The sequence below is a fragment of the Rhizobium sp. 10N414 genome, from assembly GCF_056394785.1.
This window is the reverse complement of the sequence record NZ_JBFTIN010000001.1, coordinates 166,411-186,374: the sequence shown is the minus strand read 5'-3', so window position 1 is coordinate 186,374 and position 19,964 is coordinate 166,411. Positions and strand designations below refer to the sequence as shown.

The 19,964-nt window shown below is 59.5% G+C and carries 16 protein-coding genes; 3 read left to right on the top strand and 13 right to left on the bottom strand.

Annotated features, from left to right (window positions below; translation table 11 throughout):
• Positions 1-39 precede the first annotated feature (39 nt).
• The 4 genes from AC1DE4_RS00935 to AC1DE4_RS00920 all read right to left on the bottom strand — a co-directional run bounded on the left by AC1DE4_RS00935 (position 40) and on the right by AC1DE4_RS00920 (position 4,244).
• Positions 40-1,026 carry an ABC transporter substrate-binding protein gene (locus AC1DE4_RS00935; protein ID WP_062373436.1) on the bottom strand — a complete coding sequence of 329 codons (987 nt, stop codon included), beginning with the start codon at positions 1,024-1,026 and terminating at the stop codon, positions 40-42.
• Between the two features lie 205 nt (positions 1,027-1,231).
• On the bottom strand, positions 1,232-1,678 hold the full coding sequence (locus AC1DE4_RS00930) for an RbsD/FucU family protein (protein WP_025658784.1): 447 nt from the start codon (positions 1,676-1,678) through the stop codon (positions 1,232-1,234).
• A 9-nt stretch (positions 1,679-1,687) separates the two neighbouring features.
• Positions 1,688-2,707 (bottom strand): aldo/keto reductase, encoded by a 1,020-nt coding sequence (locus AC1DE4_RS00925; RefSeq protein ID WP_477879492.1) that lies wholly within the window; start codon positions 2,705-2,707, stop codon positions 1,688-1,690.
• Positions 2,708-2,741: 34 nt separating this feature from the next.
• On the bottom strand, positions 2,742-4,244 hold the full coding sequence (locus tag AC1DE4_RS00920; RefSeq protein WP_025658786.1) for a UxaA family hydrolase: 1,503 nt from the start codon (positions 4,242-4,244) through the stop codon (positions 2,742-2,744).
• A gap of 239 nt (positions 4,245-4,483) precedes the next feature.
• Here AC1DE4_RS00920 and AC1DE4_RS00915 point away from each other — a divergent pair, with 239 nt between their 5' ends.
• Entirely contained in the window at positions 4,484-5,401 is a 918-nt protein-coding gene (locus AC1DE4_RS00915) for a GntR family transcriptional regulator (protein ID WP_062373498.1), read from the top strand.
• Between the two features lie 434 nt (positions 5,402-5,835).
• Here the strand turns inward: AC1DE4_RS00915 and AC1DE4_RS00910 are convergent, their stop codons facing one another.
• Entirely contained in the window at positions 5,836-7,329 is a 1,494-nt protein-coding gene (locus tag AC1DE4_RS00910) for an MDR family MFS transporter (RefSeq protein WP_025658788.1), read from the bottom strand.
• 779 nt (positions 7,330-8,108) lie between these two features.
• Between AC1DE4_RS00910 and AC1DE4_RS00905 the strand changes: the two genes are divergently transcribed.
• Positions 8,109-9,233, top strand: coding sequence for a helix-turn-helix transcriptional regulator (locus AC1DE4_RS00905; protein ID WP_025658789.1), 1,125 nt, complete (start codon positions 8,109-8,111; stop codon positions 9,231-9,233).
• 9 nt (positions 9,234-9,242) lie between these two features.
• Here the strand turns inward: AC1DE4_RS00905 and AC1DE4_RS00900 are convergent, their stop codons facing one another.
• The 4 genes from AC1DE4_RS00900 to AC1DE4_RS00885 all read right to left on the bottom strand — a co-directional run bounded on the left by AC1DE4_RS00900 (position 9,243) and on the right by AC1DE4_RS00885 (position 12,583).
• Entirely contained in the window at positions 9,243-10,556 is a 1,314-nt protein-coding gene (locus tag AC1DE4_RS00900) for a hypothetical protein (protein WP_477879488.1), read from the bottom strand.
• Positions 10,557-10,691: 135 nt separating this feature from the next.
• Positions 10,692-10,994, bottom strand: coding sequence for a curli-like amyloid fiber formation chaperone CsgH (gene csgH / locus AC1DE4_RS00895; RefSeq protein WP_477879486.1), 303 nt, complete (start codon positions 10,992-10,994; stop codon positions 10,692-10,694).
• A 60-nt stretch (positions 10,995-11,054) separates the two neighbouring features.
• On the bottom strand, positions 11,055-11,417 hold the full coding sequence (locus AC1DE4_RS00890; RefSeq protein WP_018857653.1) for a hypothetical protein: 363 nt from the start codon (positions 11,415-11,417) through the stop codon (positions 11,055-11,057).
• 416 nt (positions 11,418-11,833) lie between these two features.
• On the bottom strand, positions 11,834-12,583 hold the full coding sequence (locus AC1DE4_RS00885) for an SDR family NAD(P)-dependent oxidoreductase (RefSeq protein WP_477879484.1): 750 nt from the start codon (positions 12,581-12,583) through the stop codon (positions 11,834-11,836).
• A gap of 59 nt (positions 12,584-12,642) precedes the next feature.
• Here AC1DE4_RS00885 and AC1DE4_RS00880 point away from each other — a divergent pair, with 59 nt between their 5' ends.
• Entirely contained in the window at positions 12,643-13,575 is a 933-nt protein-coding gene (locus AC1DE4_RS00880) for a LysR family transcriptional regulator (RefSeq protein ID WP_477879482.1), read from the top strand.
• 43 nt (positions 13,576-13,618) lie between these two features.
• Here AC1DE4_RS00880 and AC1DE4_RS00875 read toward each other — a convergent pair whose 3' ends face one another.
• Genes AC1DE4_RS00875 through AC1DE4_RS00860 form a run of 4 tightly spaced genes read right to left on the bottom strand, consistent with a single transcriptional unit; the run spans position 13,619 to position 19,701 of the window.
• Positions 13,619-14,314, bottom strand: a complete 696-nt coding sequence (locus AC1DE4_RS00875; RefSeq protein WP_062373389.1) for a response regulator transcription factor — start codon at positions 14,312-14,314, stop codon at positions 13,619-13,621.
• Position 14,315: 1 nt separating this feature from the next.
• Entirely contained in the window at positions 14,316-14,693 is a 378-nt protein-coding gene (locus tag AC1DE4_RS00870) for a response regulator (protein WP_477879480.1), read from the bottom strand.
• Positions 14,694-14,695: 2 nt separating this feature from the next.
• On the bottom strand, positions 14,696-15,337 hold the full coding sequence (locus AC1DE4_RS00865; protein ID WP_112823918.1) for a response regulator transcription factor: 642 nt from the start codon (positions 15,335-15,337) through the stop codon (positions 14,696-14,698).
• On the bottom strand, positions 15,334-19,701 hold the full coding sequence (locus AC1DE4_RS00860) for a PAS domain-containing protein (protein ID WP_477879478.1): 4,368 nt from the start codon (positions 19,699-19,701) through the stop codon (positions 15,334-15,336). The genes AC1DE4_RS00865 and AC1DE4_RS00860 overlap by 4 nt, the downstream gene beginning before the upstream one ends.
• Positions 19,702-19,964 lie beyond the last annotated feature (263 nt).

The window sequence follows — 19,964 nt, the reverse complement described above, 5'->3', positions numbered from 1 at the left end:
GCCGCGCGGGATTTCTCTCGCGCGGCCACGTCGTGTGATTTACTTGATCTTGGGGTTCAGCAGAGCGTCGATCTTCGGGTCGCTCATGTTGGCCTTGGTGACCAGGTTTGCGCCGGTGTCGACGTTGGCCTCGACCTTCTCGCCCTTGGATACGGCGAGCGCCGTCTTCACGCCGTCATAGCCCATGCGGTAGGGATCCTGCACGACGAGACCTGCGAGCGAGCCGTCCTTGAGGAAGCCGACCGTCTTGTCGTCGCTATCGAAAGCGATGACCTTGATCTTGTCGCCGAGCTTGTTCTCCGCGATTGCCTGGCCGACGCCCTGTCCCAAGATGAGGTTCGAGGCGAAGGCGCCAACAAGGTTCGGGTTAGCCGTGATCAGATCGGTCATCATGTTGAGACCGGTCGTGGCCTGGCCGTCGCCGTACTTGTCAGCAATGACCTTAAGGCCGGGATGCTTCGTCTTGATCTGATCCAGGAAACCTTCACGGCGCTGCTCGAGCGAGCCGACGCCCGGCAGGTTGGTGAGGATGACGACTTCGCCCTCCTCCTTGCCGGTCATTTCCTTAATGGCGGCAGCAAGGCCGTCAGCCGCGATGCGGCCGCCCTGGACGTTGTCAGTCGTCAGGAACGACTTGAAAGCCTTGGAATCGGCGGCCGAGTCGATGCCGATGATCGGAACGGACTTTGCAGCTTCATCGATCGGCTTGCCAAGCGCCTTGAACTCGGTCGGCGAGATCACGATTGCAGCCGGCTTACCGGCAACGGCGTTTTCAAGAATGCTGATCTGGCCGTTGATGTCGGATTCGGCCTGTGCGCCGAGTTCCGGAACGTTGACACCTAGATCCTTACCGGCAGCGCGGGCGCCGGCCAGAACGATCTGCCAGTAGAAAGAGGTCGTGTCCTTGACGATGATCGGAATCGTCACGTCAGCTGCAAACGACGTTACCGGCATTGCGGTGGCGATAGCGGCAGCACCCGCGAGAGCCGTGAAGGCTCGGCGCGACAGAATGGATTTCATGCGCATGTAGTTCTCCTCCTAGGTGCGTTCTCCTCCAAGAAACCGTACCGCTGAACGCAGGCGGGCGATTTTTATCGATAAAAAACAGTTACCACGAGAAGCTAGCCGAGCGAAAGTCAAATTGCAAGTACTGCAAGCGGCTCGCTCATTGTTTCTTTATCTATCGCAAGTAATTGTTTTTCCAATCGTTCATCCGCAGTCTAAAGTGTTGTCAGCCGCGATAGACTTCGTCCGGGCGAACAACACCTTTCTTCAAAATCAGGTTACCGTACAGCCGGAATTCTGTCGTCGCGACAATATAGGCGGCCGTGCGGGCACGCTCATAAAAGGCGAAGCGTTCGAGGGATGCGATCTTGAAGTCGCCGGCGCGCCTCGAAACGATTTCCTGAAATTCGGCGCAAACGTCGGGCACTGCGGTCGGGTCGCCGACAACTTGCATGCGCCACGCCGTTTCCGGCACGAACGTATCGAGCGGAAAATGCGTCAGGATCGCCTCGGCCATGTCGGTGGCGCTGACGCCATCGGCACGAATGACTTCCGGACCCATTGTGCTCGAGGGAAAGTTGGCGTCGGCGATGACGATATCGTCGCCGTGCCCCATGCGGGCGATCGCACGCAGCAGGTCGGGATTGAGGATGGGGTGGATACCTCTAAGCATGGTCCGTCCTTATACACGCACGGCGTCTTCGCCGAGCGGCGGTGCGACGAGCGTCAGAGAGTCGAATTCCGGAAAGATCGAGTCCGGCAAGGCTGGCTCGAAAAGCTCCATGTTGCGTGTCAGGCTCGAAGCCTTGGCCGTGCCGATCAGTACCGAGGAGACGAGCGGATCGCGGAGCGGGAACTGGAGCGCCGGGGCAGCCAGCGACACGCCATGTTTGGCAGCGATCTTCTCCATGCCCCCGACCTTGGCGAGGACATCGTCCGTCGCCGGCATGTAGTCGAAATGCGAGCCGGGCACGGGGCCCGTCGCAAGGATGCCGGAATTGAAGACGCCGCCAACAACGAGCGAGGTGCCCTTTTTCCGGCAAAGCGGCAGCAGTTCGGCAACCGCCGACCGGTCGAGCAGCGTATAGCGCCCGGCCATCAGGATGCAGTCGATGTCGGCATTGCGCATCACGTCGAGGCAGACCGGAATCTCGTTGACACCGAGTCCGAAGGCATTGATCGCTCCGGAGGACTTCAGTTCCTCGAGCGCCTTGATGCCGGTGTCCAGGAAGTGCTTCTGAAGGACAGCGTTCTTCGCCGCGCCGTGGGTGTATCCGCCAAGGTCGTGAACGTAGAGTATGTCGATCCGGTTCAGTCCGAGACGGGCATAGCTGAATTCCACCGAGCGCATGATGCCATCGTAGGAATAGTCGTAGTCGGCATCGAAGGAGAGCGGGTCGACATAGCTATAGTCTGGAACGGTTCCCGTCGGCACCGGGCGCAGCAGCCGACCAACCTTGGTCGAGAGCACCCATTCCTTTTCCGGCTTGTCGCGCAGGAAGTCGCCGAAACGACGCTCAGCGAGACCGAGGCCATACCACGGTGCGACATCGAAATAGCGAATGCCGCTGTCCCATGCAGCCTCAAGCGTCTCCATAGCCTGTTCGCGCGGGCAGGCGCGATACAGGCCACCGAGAGCGGCGCCGCCGAAGCTTACTTCGGTCACCTCCAGCGCCGTGCTGCCGATCCTCCTCGTCTTCATTATTCCTCCCCTGAAGACTTGATATGCATCTGATTTAGAGTGTCGCACCCAAATGCCACGGCACAAACTCATTGTCGCCGTAGCCGAATTCCTCGCTCTTCGTCTTCTTGCCGGATGCCGTGTCGATGATCAGGTCGAAGATCTCGCGGCCCTTGGCGCTGATCGTCGCATCGCCTGTCGCGATCGTGCCGCAGTCGATATCCATGTCCTCTTCCATCGAGGCATAGAGAGCCGAATTGCTGGAAAGCTTGATCGAGGGCGCCGGGCGGCAGCCGAAGCAGCTGCCGCGGCCGGTGGTGAAGGCGATCATGTTCGCGCCGCCGGCTACCTGACCAGTTGCGGAGACGGGGTCGTAACCGGGGGTGTCCATGAAGACGAGGCCCGGTGCGCTGACGCGCTCGGCATAACCATAGACGGCTGTCAGAGGCGAGCGTCCGCCCTTGGCGACGGCTCCGAGTGATTTTTCAAGGATCGTCGTCAGGCCCCCGCGCTTGTTGCCGGGCGACGGATTATTGTCGAGCGATGCCCCGTGCATCGCCACGTACTTCTCCCACCAGGCGATCTTGTCGTCGAGCTTGCGGGCAACCTCGTCGCTGACGGCGCGGCTGCGCAGAAGGTGCTCGGCACCGTAGATCTCGGAGGTTTCGGAGAGGATCGCCGTGCCGCCGGCAGCTGCCAGCAGGTCGGCTGCAACGCCGAGCGCGGGGTTGGCGGTGATGCCGGAAAAGCCGTCCGAGCCGCCGCACTGCAGGCCGATGATGATATCGCTGATCGGCAGCGCCACGCGCTTTTCCTTGCCGACATCCTGCGCAATTTCACGCAGCATGCCCATGGCGCGCTCGACGGCGCGTCGCGAGCCGCCGGCATCCTGAATGTTGAAGTGACGCTTGGAGTTCCCCGCGCCGCTTTGGCCGTAGAGTGTCAGCTGGTTGACTTCGCAACCGAGGCCGATCATCAGCACGCCGCCGAAGTTCACATGCCTGGTGTAGCCGGCAAGGGTCCGGTGCAACACGGCCATGCCGTCACCTGTGGAACTCATGCCGCAGCCCTGGTCATGGACGATCGGCACGAAACCGTCAATACCGTCGAAATGCGGCAGGATCGTCTTGTTGGCCTCGTCGGCGATCGCCCGACAAACCGTGGTGGAACAGTTCACGCTGGCAATGATGCCGATGTAGTTGCGCGTCGCCGAGCGGCCGTCGGCACGACGATAGCCCATAAACGTGCGCGCACGATCCGCTGCAGTTGCTTCCTCAGGCGCCGAGTTGGCGGTCGCGGCAAGACGGTCGTTCTCGAAGTGCAGATTGTGACTGTGAATATGGTCGCCGGCCTTCACGTCCGCCGTCGTCCGCCCGATCGCCTGCCCGTATTTGATGATGGGCTGGCCAAGCGGAATATCGGCGAGTGCGATCTTGTGACCGGGGTCGATCTTCTCGCGGGTCTGGATGCCGGCGACCGTCGCGCCGGATGGGATCGCCGCCGTCGCAACCGCAACGTTGTCGCCGGCAGACAGGATGATCCAGGGGTCCTTGGTCAACATTCTTCTCCCTAGGGGAACACTCGCTTCGTCAGCGAATGTTCATTGATTTTGTTTTTTATCTACAATAAACATTTTCAAGTCAACGGGATTATTCATCCTGTGGACGAGGGAGGCAAACAGCCGCATGCAATCCAAAATAAGATAAGGATTGCTGACAGATAAGCTTCTGCCACGCTTCGCGCCGCAACTTCGTGGCCGTCCGATCCGTGTTGCCGAGGCAAAAGGGCGGGGTGTGCATGGCAAGGCAGAATACAGTCTTCAAGGAAGCGTACAACCGCTATGCCGCCGCTTTGCGGACGGATGCGGCATTGCCCTCGGAGCCCGAAATAGCGGCGCAGCTCGGCATCAGTCGCAGCACTGCGCGCGCGATTCTGACACGGCTCAGCGATGCCGGCATTATTCGTTGGAACAAGCGTCAGAAGATCGTCCTCAGGCAGCCGACCGAAGCCGATTTCTTTCCATCAGAAGAGACCAACTCACTTCACGACATCATCGAGCGAAGCTTCATGCAGCGCATCTTGTCGGATGATGCCGCACCGGGCATGCAGATCAACGAATTGGAGCTCGCGCGCGAGATCGGTACCGGCACCACGAGTGTCCGCGAATTCTTGATCCGCTTCTCGCGGTTTGGCTTGATCGAGAAACGGCCGAACAGCCACTGGATTCTTAAGGGCTTCACACGCGATTTTGCGCTTGAGCTCGCAGACGTGCGCGAGATGTTCGAGCTGCATTCGGCGGCGGAATTCGGCAAACTTCCGCCAGAGAGCGACGCGTGGCGCGCGCTGTCTGACATCAAGGCGGATCATCAGGCGATGCTGCGTGATCTCGACACGCGCTACAAGGATTTCTCCACTCTCGACGAGCGCTTCCATCTGCTCATCCACGCGGCTTCGCGGAACCGCTTCATTGCCGATTTCTACGATGCTATCGCGATCATCTTTCACTATCACTACCAGTGGAACAAGGCTTTCGCTCGCGAGCGCAACGAACGTGCCATTCATGAGCATCTGGATTATATCGCCGCGCTGGAGTCTCGTGATCAGGCAGCGATCGATTCCGCCTGCCGTCTGCACTTGCGCTCGGCGCGCCAGACCCTGCTGCAATCAATTCCACTGACGCCCTCCGACGAGGTTCTGGCGGAAGGCCAATCTTGAGAGAAAACCCGGCCGGAACCGGGCTAAATTCTATTTCACGCCTGCTTTCTATCAGGCGCGACTTTTGCTCCTCTACCGGCGAAGGGGAGCGCACGTTCCGCAGGCAGTCATTTGCGTCGTCAGCGACAAAATCCTCCTCTTCACCTCGATAGAGGCAATTCCTTCGCGTGTTATTTTGGGGCTTAGAAAGGCCTGCTCACCATTCGACGTTATCGGCAGCGGCGTACTGTCTTGGTGACCTCATCGCCATCGTCGGTCATCGTTCTGACGGTCTTGGTGTAGCAGCCATCGCGATAATAGCGGTCACGATCGCGAACCGCGCCAACTCTGATGAAAGACAAACGAAGGAGAACAGACCTGGTTCCTTAAGAAATGACGCCCTGGTTGGCCTGACGACCCTCTTTCGAGCATCACATGTGGTCCAGGTTGAAGGTTTAGTGCGACGCTTCGCTGGCGGCTGACGTCACCGATGCCCGGCCTTGCTCGCGTCCCACAGGAATGAGCCAGGCCGACAGGAACGTGAGAACGGCAACCACCGCCACGCCCCAGAACGTCCAGTGAAGCGATGCATCGAAGACGGTGCGGATTGCGGGATCGGCGGCCAATTCGGAAAGCCCGGTTGGCTGGTTCAGAACATCATGCAGCGAGCTTGCTGCGTCCCCGGCGGCATAGTGGCTGATGCCGGCGTTGAGAATGGCACCGAGCACGGTTGCTCCGAGGGTATTGCCGAGGCTGCGGGCGAAGATGATCGACGCTGTGGCGCTACCGCGCATCGACCATTCGACACTGTCCTGTACAAGCGCGATACTGGTGAGGCTGATCAGCCCCATGCCGAAGCCCATGAAGAACGAGCCTGCTCCCGCGAGCGCGGGGTGGCTGTCCGGTGTCAGGAAGAGCAGGAAGGAAGCTCCGAAGGGAAACATCAGGCTTCCAACCCGTAGCGTGCGTCGGATGCCGAACGCCCTGAACAAGCGGCTGGAGAGCATCACAGCCAGTGGCCACCCGACGACCAGCATGGTCAACGTGAAGCCCGCGACGATCGACGACCGTCCGAGGACGCCTTGGACGTACATGGGCAATACGGTCGAAAGCCCGATCAGCGCCATGCCGGCAAGCAGTGTTGCGGCGTTGCTGGTCGCGACCAGCCGGCGGCTCCAGAGAGCAATGGAAATGATCGGCTCGGCCGCCCGCTTCTCCTGCAGCAGGAAAAGGACGGCGGCGACGGCGAACACCAGGGCGAGCAACGCCAATACCCACGCCTTGGCATCCGCGGCTTCAGTCAGGATGACGAGTAGCGCAATGACGGCGATCGAAAACAGGATGGCGCCGAGATAATCGATCTTCGCCTGCTTGTGCGCGACCGATTCCTTGAGGAAGAGGGAGAAAGCGGCGATTGACACGATTCCGATCGGCAGGTTGATCCAGAAAATCCAGGCCCAGGAGATGGTATCGACGATCACACCCCCGGCGAGCGGCCCGACAACCGCCGATGTGGCCCACACTGTCGCCATGACACCCTGCACGCGGCCTCGCTCCTCGAGCGTGAAGAGGTCGCCGATGATTGTCATTGTTACCGGCTGGATAGCCCCGGCGCCAAGCCCTTGCAGCAGGCGGAAAACGATCAGCGAAGCCATCGACCATGCCAGCCCGCAGAGTAGGGAACCAAAGAGAAAGATCAGGATGCCCGAAATCAGCACCGGTTTGCGCCCGAAGATGTCCGAAAGCTTGCCGTAAATGACGGTTGTCGTCGACTGGGCCAGAAGAAAAGCCGAGAAGACCCAGCTGTAATAGGTAAAGCCACCCAACTGCCCAACGATCTTCGGCATGGCGGTCGCGACGATCGTGGCCTCGATCGCGACCATGAAAGTCGCGAGCATGATAATGGCGACGACGAGCGCGCGGTTCGAGCGCAGAGCTGTGTGGGACATGAGATCTTCTCCGGGTGCTCCGCGAAGTGCCAAAAAATGACCGGCAAGTCGGCTAGGCGGGCTGGCGCGGAGTGTAGCAGCGGTTCTAGGCCGCCGACCGGAAGGCGTCAATTATTATCCGTTTGGTTACGAGTGCGGCTTCCGCGCGGGAGTCGCATCTGGATGGCGCACGCTTAGGGCGAGTTGGGGCGCCAAGAAAGCAAGACGACATATGCGGTATGCGCGGCGCCTCTGCCACCTCAATTGGCTTGAAGTTCAATTACCGGATGTTAATAGTCTCTCCATCGGTTGCAATAATATATACCCCTATTGTTGTAATAAACTCGCGTCATTTTACATTTTACAACAAGAGAGCGCATGCTATTCTTAGAATCTCTAGTTTAGGGACACGTGGCGAGACTATTCTCGGCACGGCGTGCATTTTCAGCGCTGTTTGGTGCTTGAAAGGCCAAATGAGCGCTTTTGGCTTGTGATCGGCATCGGCCGAGCAAGTTGAGGACAAAAAGACTCAATCTTGAGGAGGCATCCGATGTTTCATAAAGAGCCTTGGCTTTTCATCGGCTTCTCTTGAGGCCGCTGAGGGCGTGAAGCCGACAGGCAAGTGGCTGGGAACCACCTTCGACCGCATGGTCGGACCGGGATCAAGGTAGCCTGAAAACACTCATGAGGCGAATGCGCGGCAATGGTGCCGCAGTAGGCGATATCGAGCGGCAGCGTTCTGAAACGACGCGGCCGGGCCTAAAAATCTTAGAAATTCGCCAAGCGTTGGAGTGGGTCCGATGATCAATAGCTTTGGTGAAGACATTTACTTGCCTTTGGTACAACTAATCTACGAAACCGTGGTAAGCCCTCCCGAATGGGAGAAGGTCATAGCGGAGCTGATCAATGCCACCAAGGCTGCCGCCGGGGCAGTCGTGGGCTTCAAGGGGGCAGAGGATCGGCGCGCGAGCGTGTTTGCAAAGGGCGTCCCGAAAGCCGCGCTCTGCAATCCGCAGATGATCGCTGCACTGCACGCGGCGACGCTTACCTTGGGACAGGGGGCGTTCCTGACGATCGACCTGAAGGCCAAGCTCAATCCGCAATGGGACAAGCCCGTGCACGAGTGCTTTGGTGTCGAGGGCAGCCTTCTGATACTCGTTCTCGTCAAGGAAGGCGGACGCAGGATTGCACTGATGCTTCATTTCGATCGCCCGGGTCGGAGTGAAACAGATAGAGCGGCCGAAGCGCTGATGAAATTGCTGCCGCACTTTCAGACGGCCTTTGCAATCCAGAAGACCACGCTCTTGGAGCGTGAGAAATCCGCACATATGGAGAGCGCCTTCTTCAGTTCGTCCGCACCCTCTGCGATCATTACGGAAGACTATCAGGTTCGCCTGGCGAATGGGAGCTTCGAGAAATTTGTCGAAGCGTCGCATCTGCTAGTCGAATATAGCGACTCCGTGATCGATTTCGTCGACACGGCACTTCAGGACGAGGTTGCCCGGCTGATCGGTATGGCGTCGTCGCATGGACGTGTTCGACACGTTGCCTGGGTTGAAGACAAGGTGAAGAACGTCAAATGGCTCATCAGCGTCGATGCGCTGTCGGGACGTGTCGGCCTTGGCTCGCAGTTCAAGAACGTCTTTGCGACCAACGAGCGCGTTTACATGCTCACGATACGCGAGCTCGGCGGAAACAGTCTGTTGGCGCCTGACACCATCAAGTCCATCTTCGGCCTGACACCGACGGAGGCCGATCTTGCCTATTGCCTCTTGCGGGGGGAAACGGCATCCGAAATCGCGCGGCAACGTGGTGTCTCGAAAAATACAGTCCATAATCAGCTTGCCTCTGCGATGGCACGCGTGGGCGTGAACCGGCAGACGCAGTTTCTGCACTGCCTTTCCATGCTCTCCGCGATGTGCTGATCGTGCTGCTTAGAACCGCCAGGTAACGCTGACGGAGACGTTGTAATCGATGGCATGACTCATGCCTATCGTGGGCGATACGCCGCCCGCATCTGCGACATAGTTGATCGTCGGTACCTTGTTAATGTAGTTCACGCCGGCGTCCAGGCCGACCTGCAGATTCTCCGTGGGCGCGTAGCGCAGCCCGGCGCCAACGCCGGCAAGCAAGCTGGCGTCGTCGCGCGTCTGGGAGACAAAGTCGAAGGCGCCCGTCGATACGCTCGGCAGAACTGCGGAATAATGGCTTCGATAGTGGGAATGCAGGTAGGCCCCGCCAAATCTCGCATCGAACGAGACGCTGAGATCCGGCTGCAATGCCTTGGCGACCGAGAGCTCAGCCAACGCCCCGACATAGCGTGCATCGAGTTCGTCGTCCTGCGCGACGCTGACCTGCGGTACCACCACGCCCGGGTAGTTCGCGGTAATTTGGAGCGTCCGACGAAAATCCACGTGGCGATCGATGGACCTATACATCGGGCCAAACTTGGGCGTGATCGTCCAGCCGCCTTGAAGGTCGATCGGAGCGCCAAGCAGTAGTGTCTGATCGATGACCGTGGCGTCCTCGCTGCGCTCATCGACGATTGAGCTGTTACTGAGGTCGCCGGTAGCTCGAAGGGTCATCCCAGTGTTGTCGGCATAGGCAGCATAGGCCGCGGCGCTTTGTGTATCGCCGTTCGTGAGGAGCGCGGCAAAGGTGCCGCCGGTTATCGCGCTATTCGAGGCAAACTGAGTCACACGTCCGCCCACCGGTGAGGAGCTTGAAATAAGTGTGCCGACTGTCCCGCCTGCGCTGTCGTTGACTGTAACATTAACCGTTGCAACCGCTGGTAGGGTGCCGGCAGGTGACGCGAATAGCGTGCTGATGTTGCCGTTTGCGGAATTACCATAGACCAGGTTCAGGGAATTTTGCCCGGAAAGGCTCGTACGGTCCGTGGAATTGGAAGAAAGGTCTGAGATGCTGCCGTTCCACTCCAGGATCAGCGGCTGTGATCCTATCTGCCCGAGCGGCACATCCAGGCTGATGCCAAAATTCGGGCCGTCGTCAACGACCCTGCTGTCCCCGCTTCCGAAGAAATCGGGTCGATGCGAACCCCAGCTTGGCAAGCTCAGCCAGTTGATGCCGGCCCCGATCTGCAAGGTTAGTGCAGCTTCCTCGTTCTGCGCTACGAGCGCAGGCTTGGTGTCATCCGCAGCCGCAATGGATGTCGTAGTTGCAAGGTTTGCCAAGGCCACAGCGAGGACAGCAGGCAGCTTGTGCGACCGAACAGCCAGGCAGATCCCCATTCCCTCGTCACCCCAAGATAGCCGCTAACACACGCCGACGCGACGCACCGAGGTCTATTACTATTATAATTTAGTGTACAATCAATTAGCGGCCGTTTTGCGTGCGGGGAAGATCGCACCAACGGTGCATAAATGTCACGGCACCGACACCACGCAGAGCTTCTCGCCATTCGGACCATAGACAGTCAGGCGGGCGCTCCATCCGTTTGGCGACGCGGAGACTGTTGATCGCGAAAGCGCGAGCCGTCCCGGGTCATCCTTCTGGAAATCGCCGCCTTGAACGTTGCTTGAGGTGTTGCCATTGGAGTTCGAGAAAATCTCGAACTGATAGCTACCTCGGCCACGGCCGTCGCTTTCGATCGTCGGGACGAGGGTCATGGCGCCCGCTTTCTCATGATGCTCGATGATGCAGTGAACGGGTGGCAGGGCAGCAATCATTGTGGGACTCCAGAGCAAAAGAGGTCAGCGGCACCGCCGCTGACCTTCAAGGATACTCGACTAATGCTGAATGGTCACAGAGTTGTTGCCAACGCCGGACTGATAGGTCTGCGAGTTGTTTCCGCGGCCAAACTGCAGCGTACCAGAGACGTTTCCTAGGCCCTGTTGTACGGTAAGTGAGTCATTGCGGCGACCGAATTGGGCCGTTCCGGATTCATTGAATGCGCCATGTTGAATGGTCGTCGAGCTGTTTCGAATGCCGACTTGGCCTGTGCCGCTGAAGTTACGGAAGCCACTCTGGAACGTGCCGGCGCTGTTTCCCCAACCGGTTTGATCCGTGATGGCTTCATTATCCGCAGCGAATACGCCGGAGATCGACGAAAGAGCAAACACGGTTGCAATTACTAGGCCCTTGATTTTCATTGTATCTCTCCTCTTCCTCCCGCCGGAATTGACGGTTGAGAGACACTACCGCATCGCCATTCGCGCGAGGGTTTCAAAGCTTGCCTAACGGAATGGGGAATTTCCCTGCTTCAGCCAAGGAACATGGTGTCGCTTAGTGATGTGGGAGGTGGCAAGTGTATTCGTAGCTATGTCAATAGTGATATTTGCCAGAAAAATAGGTTGGAGAACTATAGTTCCGAAGAGGTTCGGCTCGTGCGACAAATCGCGCGACGACATACGCTTTACAATGGTTCGATACAAGCGATTTGTAAAGAACGGCACGGATGCGAGATCCTCCATCTCTTCCATCCGACAGTTGCTGCCTGCTCCGCCAGGCGGTTGATGAAGGCGATGATCTCGGGGTTGTGTGTGGCTTTTGCATTTTTCCAATCCTTTCAAGCCAGGGTCATGCCGCCGTCGACGTGAAGCTCGATCCCATTGACGAAGCTTCCTGCATCGGAGGCGAGAAACAGTGCGGCGCGCGCCAGCTCCTCCGTCCGCCCCAGCCGGCCTGCGGGGATAAGCGAGGCCATGTAGTCTTCGAATGCCGGGCGTTCTGCTTCCGATACGCCGAGCTTGCCGAGGATTTCGGTCTCGACTGGCCCCGGGCTCAGGATGTTGACGCGGATCCGCCGCGACTTGAATTCGATCGCCCAGTTCCTGGCAAAGGCGGCGACGGCGGCCTTCGACCCGGCATAGACCGTATGATTTGGGAGGATCTTCGTGGCCGCGAGCGAGCTCGTCACGATGATGCTGCCGCCGTCGCGGATCAGCGGCGAGATTGTCTGCACGCCGAAGAATACGCCGCGCGTATTGATGGCGAAGTGCCGATCATAGTCTTCGGGCGTGACATCGGCGGACGCGGTAAGGTTGATAACACCGGCATTGGCCACGTAGATGTCGATTCCGCCGAAGCTCCTCTTTACGATATCCGCCAACTTGCTGTGATCTTCGAGATCGGCAACATCGCCCACGAAACCAATGGCTGAATAGCCGATGTTCTTCACGGCCCGATCGACGACATCCTGCCGCCGGCCGGTGATGATGATCTGCGCTCCCTCTTCCGCGAAGAGCTGTGCGGTCGCTTTGCCGATGCCGCTATTGCCACCGGTGATGATGGCGACCTTGTCTTTAAGGCGTTGCATTGCTTATCTCCTTTTCAACAAGAGATGAGATAAGCGTTGCCTCCCGGCGTCATTAGATCATGGGCGGGCACATGATCTGTGCCGCGGAGGTGCAAGTGGCAAACCTGCTGAACGAGACGTCGGGATTGATGGCTTTCGTAAGGACCGTGGAGGCCGGTTCGTTCAGCGCGGCCGCGCGTGACCTGGACACGACGCCGTCCGCCGTGTCGAAGAGCGTGGCGCGGCTGGAAAAGAAGATCGGCGCGCGCCTATTCCTGCGCTCCACCCGTGCCCTCACGCTGACCCAGGACGGTCAGGTTTTCTTCGACCGCGTTGCGCCGCTATTGCGGGATCTGGATTCGAGTGACGAGGCGATCAGGTCCGATGCCTCGCCGTCGGGCCGCTTGCGCATCAGCATGCCGAGCGAACTGGCGCCTCTTCTGCTCCCGCGTCTCTTTTCGAGCTTTGCCGCCGACCATCCGAACCTTCATCTCGATATCGGTCTCACGGATCGGTTCGTCGATCTGATCAGGGAGGACTATGACGTCGTGCTGCGTACAGGTAGATCCCTGGAGGGTGATCTGATCGTGCGCCGCCTGGCCGACCTGCGGATGGCGATCGTCGCATCTCCGGCTTTTCTTGAAGCCTGGGGCAATCCCACCAGCGACGAAGCCCTGGCAGCGTTGCCCTTTGCCCGATATGCGCCGGGCGGCGTGATACAGCCTTTGCCCCTGGCGGATGGGAAGAGCTTCATTCCGTCAGGGCGCGTGGATTGCGACTCGGGAGCAGCGCTCATTCAAGCTGCGCTCGGCGGGTTGGGGGCCGCCTATGTTCTGCGATGCCTGGTCGCCAAAGAACTAGAATCCGGTGCGCTTGTCGCCGTCGAGTCGGGGATAGGGTTTCCCAAGCTTCCATTCAACGTGCTGCACGCGTTTGGCCGCACGGTGCCGCTGCGCGTAAAGTTATTCTGTGACTTCATGGCCCGCGAGGCAAAAGCCATCGAAGCGATCTAACCAACGGCGCATCATCGCCAATGCCGGCATCTGTTCAGCCAACTCAAAATTTCGAGCCACCCGCCTCCCGCATCGCAGTCGGCAACGTTTCCCATGCCCTGATCAACTCTCCGATCGAGCCGGCGCCCATCTTGCGCATGACGTTGGCGCGATGCAGCTTCACCGTCACTTCGCTGATGCTGAGGTCGAAGGCGATCTGCTTGTTCAGTCGCCCGCGTGCGACTTCGCGTAGGATTTCGCGCTCCCGGTGCGTCAGTGTCTCCAAGCGCTCGAGATTGCGCTTGACGACAACAGCCTCCGCGCGCCGCGCCACATCGAGCTCAATCCCGGCGATCACCGCATCGAGCAGCGTCTGATCCCGCACCGGTTTGGTGAGAAAGTCCACCGCGCCGGCCTTCATGGCCTGCACCGTCATCGGGATGTCGCCGTGTCCGGTGAGGAAAATGATTGGCTTGAAATTGCCGTTTTGCGCCAGATGGTGCTGCAGATGAAGCCCGCTTGCTCCCGGCATGCGCACATCGAGGATCAGGCAACCTGGGCTGTCCAATATGTCGGCGTCGAGCACTTCTTGGGTTGAGGCGAAATCGACTGACCGGAAACCCGCCGAAAGAATCAACTCAGACAAAGCCTCGCGGACAGCCGCGTCGTCATCGACGATGATGACGATTGGCTGCTCGGCATCATTCTTGTGCTGTGGTAACAGCGGCGCCGATCTCCGCGGCAGTTGTTCAACTCTCATGTCACCCTCCATTTTTCGATTTTTGCAAAGCGTCTGCGATGGCTACGAGCAGGGCAGGGGCGTCGAAAGGCTTGCGGAAGAAACCGCTGATGCCTTGGGCGCGGCCGTGGTCCGCGATTTCATGGCGGCCGGTGATCAGGAAAACCGGCAGTTCCGGACGCGCCTTCTTCACGATGTCGCGAAGTTCGAAACCGTCCGTGCTGGGCATGCCGATGTCCGTTATGAGAAGGTCGAGGTCCGAGAGTCCGCGAACGAGCAAGTGCCCGGCCGAGCGGAAGCAGCAAGCCGTATAGCCGGCGGATTCCAGCAGTTCCTCCAGCGATTCGAGCAACCTCGGATCGTCATCGATGACCGCGATGGTCGGTCTTGTTCTCTCCATGACTAATTTCCTCCCGCGCGGCGCGAGTGGGTGATCGGTATCTCCAACCTCTCCGCAATTCGCACGAGATCGGCGAGCGATGCTGTTCCCATTTTCTGCATTACATTCCTTCGATGAATTTGCAGCGTGACTTCGCTGATCCCCAGTTCCGATGCTGCCTGCTTGTTGAGGAGACCACTGACCACGAGCGGCAGCACCTCGCGCTCCCGTGGGGTCAGCTCCAGATATCGCTGCCTGAGCAGGCTCAGTTCGGCCCGCTCCGATCGCTTTTCCCGATCCTGGGAAATCGCCGTGTGGACCGCTGCCATGAGGTCCGCATCGCTGAAGGGCTTGGTGAGGAAGTCCACCGCGCCATGCTTGATCGCCCGCACCGACGACGGAATATCGCCGTGTCCGGTGATGAAAACGATCGGCGGATGATCGCCTTCGGCGATCTGCCGCTGCAGTTCGAGGCCGTTGATATCAGGCAGTTCGACGTCGAGGATAAGGCAGGCAGGGACATCCGGTTTCTTACCGCCGACATATTCGCCCGCCGACCCGAAGGCGATGGTGTGTATGCCGTGGGTCTCGAGGAGTTCGCCGAGCGCCTCCCGAATGCTTTCATCATCGTCCACGATGAAAACAACATGGTCGTCCGTCGTCATGAGGTCTCTTTCGCTGCAATTGGTAAGGTGAAAATGAACCGCGCGCCGCACGGTTCATTCTTCTCGGTCCACAAACGCCCGCCATGCGCCTCGACGATCGATCGACTGATGGCCAGTCCCATACCCATCCCGTGCTGCTTCGTCGTGAAGAAGGGCTCGAACACACGATCGGGAGATTCGACGCCGCGTCCACGATCGCTGATTTCCGTCTGAACCTCGCTGCCCGCGCGATGCGCATGCACCTCAAGGACTTTTTCGCCTTCAACGAGATCCATCGCATCCATGCCGTTGCGGAAGAGATTGATGAGGACCTGTTGAATTTGGATGGAATCCAGTGTGACGGCAGGAAGGTCGGCATCGACATGAAAGTCCATGCGAATGCGGCGTCGGGCGGCCTCCTCGGCCATCAGGCCACGCGCTTCGGCTATGACGCTCGAGAGCGTCGCGCGGCTCCTCGTCTCCGTGGATTGCTTGAACAGGGCCCGAATGCGGCTCACGACATCGGCGGCGGCGTTCGCGTCACGGATCAGGCGCTCGATCACGGTGTTGGCGCGTGCCACGTTCGGAGGCTCGAACGACAGCCAACGATGGCAGGCATGCGAGTTGGCGACGATGGCGGCCAGCGGTTGGTTCACCTCATGGGCGATGGATGCCGAGAGCTCCGCAAGGCTTGCCGCCTGCGAAGCGACCGCTAGCCTTTCCTGCGTCCGGCGCAATTCCTCTTGGGTGCGCACGTCGTCATCGATGTCGAAGCTCACGCCGTACCATTGCAATATGTTGCCGTTTGCATCGCGAAGTGGCTCGGCTCGCCCGTTGATCCAGCGATAGACGCCGTCGGCCCGTCGTTGCCGGTATTTCATCGTGAAGGTGCTGCCCGTTGTAAACGAGTGCATGAGAGCTTGCCCGACTGCGGAGGCATCGTCCGGATGGACGGAATTCTGGATCGCCATCTGCAACCGGGTGGCTTCAGGAGAACTGAGATCGGTCAATGTCAGGCCGACATACTCGGCCAATCGCCTGTTCAGGTAAGACGGCTCGCCATCGGCCGCCGCTGCCCAGATCTGTACCGGGAGGGCATCCACGAGCCGCCTCAGCTGCGACTCGCTCTCCCGAAGAGCTTCCTGTGCCCGCATCTCATCTTCGATATCGATCGAAACCTGGTACCATTGCACGATCGCGCCAGACGCATCGCGCAAAGGCTGCGCGCGGGCCTCGATCCAGGGATAGGCGCCGTCCTTGGTACGCCGCCGAAAACGATTAACGAAAGGCGTTCCTGTCGCAAAGCCATCCAACGCCCTCCGCAGCATGACCGGGAGATCGTCAGGGTGAGCCAGATGCCGGGCCAGCCCCTCAAAATCCGTGACGTGATCCGGCACCGCTCCAACATTGTCCAGATATCGCTTGCTGGCGGAGGTGAGCTTGCCCTCGGGATCGTAGCTCAGGATGTTGATCGGCACTGCGTCGATCATCTGCTCCAGTTGCCGCTTGCTGTTGCGCAACGCCTCTTCACTCTGCAATTGATCATCGATGTCGTGGCAGAGGCCGTACCATTGGGCGATGCTACCGTCCTGATCTCGCATCGCTTCGGCGCTTGTCGCCATCCACCGATACGTGCCGTCAGCTCGACGCATCCGCCATTTCATGGAAAGTGGCTCACCACTCGCCAGGGAGCGTTGGAACGCGTCCGCAACCTCAACGGCATCATCGGGATGAATCGCGGTCTCGATAAATGCGTCGAGCCGGCTCATGTCCGGCTTGTCCAGGCCCGCAACATCCAGGCCCAGGTAGTCGACAAGTCTTTTGTTGAAAAAGACGGGCTGGCCGTCTGGTGAGATCCGCCAGAGATAACTCGGGACCATGTCCACGAGGAGCGACAGTTCCTGTTCCCGGCTGCGCAATGCAGCTTCCGCACGCTTGTGTTCGGTCAGATCGAGAATGTACGCAACCCCTTGTCGAGACTGCCCTTCGAAGCAGGCCGCCCCGATCAAGACCGGCACTCGACTGCCATCCTTCCTGAAATACTCCTTCTCCCGGGCTTGCATCTTGCCCGTCGCCGCAAGTTCTTCCGCCTCTTCGCGGGCATGCACGGTCTGCCATTTGGGAGGCGTTATATCGAACCACCGAAGGCCGGCCTGCACATCCTCCCGTTCGTACTGGATCATACGGAGAAACGCGTCATTGGCGTCGATGACTGTTCCGTCCAGATCCCATATGACGATCCCGATAATGTCTGAATCTATCAGTCGCCGGATTCTGGCTTCGCGCTCGGCTATGTCGCTGTAGAGGCGCGTCTGATCGTCTATGTCGTGCGAAAGGCCGTACCACTGGATGATCTGCCCCTTTTCGTCCCGCATCGGCTCCGCCCGGCCTGACATCCATCGATAGACGCCGTCTGCGCGACGCAGGCGGTAGTCCATCGCGAAATGCTTGCCGGTCGCAAGGCTGTCACGGAGTGACTTGGCGAGCCCCGGTGTGTCATCGGGGTGGATAGCGGCGTTGAGGATCGCTGCCATCTGGCTCGTATCCAGCTTGCCGGCGTCGGGCCTATCCACACCGAGGAAATCCATCATGCGCTTGTTGAAGTAACTCGGCTCGCCGCTTGGATTAAGTCTCCAAAGCAGGCTCGGCACCATGTCGACGAGCTGCGAGAGTTCCCGTTCCCGGTCGCGCAATGCCTCTCGCGCGGTCACCAGGTCATGTATGTCGACGCTTACCGCGTACCAAGCGAGGATGGCGCCTGACTCATCGCGCAAAGGCTCTGCGCGACTCTCGGTCCAGCGATAGGAGCCGTCGCGCCGTATGTGGCGATAGTGCACGAAATAGGGCGTGCCGGTCTCGAATGCGTGGGTGCGCACCTGCGCCCTCATGGCCCTGTCGTCTGGATGGATGACGTTTAAAGGGAACGCCGGCGTCCCGCCGTTGGCGGTAAAGTCCTCAAGAGTGGCGCCAGTTACGTCCGTGTACCACTTGTTGAGGTAGGTCGGCGTTCCTTCAGGGGTCGTGGTCCAAATCATGGCGGGCACGGCGTCGATCAGCTGCTGCAGCTGCCGCTCCCTGCGCCGCAACGCCTCTTGGGCGCGCACTTCGTCATCGATGTCGATGGAGATGGCGAACCATTGCACAATCGCGCCGTTTTCGTCGCGTAGCGGTTCTGCTCGACCATCGACCCAGCGATAGACGCCATCCGCACGGCGCATGCGATACTTCAAAGAATAGGGCTCTCCGGTGGCGACGGAACGACGGACCGCTTGCAGTAGGACGGGTGCATCATCCTTGTGGACCAGGGTTTCTATGTTCGTCGCCAGCCGGCTCGTGCCCGGCTTGTTCAACTGATCCAGGTCAATCCCGAAAAAATCCACCAGACGCTTATTGAAGAAGGTCGGTTCGCCTTCCGGCGTCAGCCGCCTGATGTGGACCGGGACCATGTTCACGATTTGCAAGAGCTCCCGCTCCCGGTCGCGCAGGGTCTGTAGCGTCAGCTGATGCTGCCGGGATATGGCAGCAACGATGAGCGCGGAAAATGCCGAGATCGCCAGGAAGAGCTGCAGCATGATCTGGTTGTGGCGCTGGGTCTCGGCATCGCCGGCAAATTGGCTGGCGCCAGATATCGTGAATGTCGCCGTGATCAGTGCAAGAAGGGCCAGCGTAACGGCGGCACCCTTGAATTCGAAGCGCACCGAGGCCCAAAGAAGTGGCGGCATGATGATGTAGGCGAAGGGCAGAAAGCCACTCAGCGAAAGGGTGGCGACGCCGAGCAGGATTACCCCCAGAACGCAAGCCTCCGCCCACCGCGCTGCCGAAAACTCGGCCTTGCCACCCCAACTCTGGAACACGACAAGTGCGAGCGGCGCCACGATCAGGACCCCGGTGGCATCCCCGATCCACCACAGAGCCCAGGCGTCCAGCAAGGTTTGCGAAGACATGCCGAACCAGACAAGCGTCGCACTTCCGACCGTTGCGCTCAGCATAGGTGCAATTCCTGCGCCGACGACAACGAATGTGACAACTTCCTGCAAGGTTTCCAATCGAACCGACCCCTTCAAGGTTCGGTTCACGAGCCATGCGCCGAGCGTGGCTTCGAGCGCGTTGCCCGAATAAATAAGGAAGGCCACAGGCAGCGGACTATGGAACCACAGGACATTGCCAAGCAGTTCCGCCAGACCGCCCGCCAGCACCCACCACGGCCAGCTCCACATGGGAGCGAGGATCAGAGTCGCAATGAACAGTCCGCTCGGAGGCCAGATGGAGATGCCCGTTCCGGGCACGATTGCGAGCGCCTGAGCGAACCCGCAGCCTAGGACATAAGCCAGAATAAACAGGCCGAGATGCAGGAGTTGCGGGCGATACGACCAGACGCGCGTCATTGGGGCTCCTGCAAGGTAAAATAGTCCGGGATCGTCAGCCTTTTGTATTGAACTTGTTGTCAATCCCGGTGCTGGCGAAGCTATGCCGCACCCTAATCGCGCCACCGCACCGCCGCAACTTATGGAAATCCATATGTTGGTGGCGATGCTGCCGCGGAGCCGAAGGAAACCAGGCCCAGAAGAATGCACCCGACCTGAGGGCCGGCAGCAAGATGTGCCAGCCGAGCCCCCCAGGCAAATCCTATGCGGGAAGGAAATGCCGC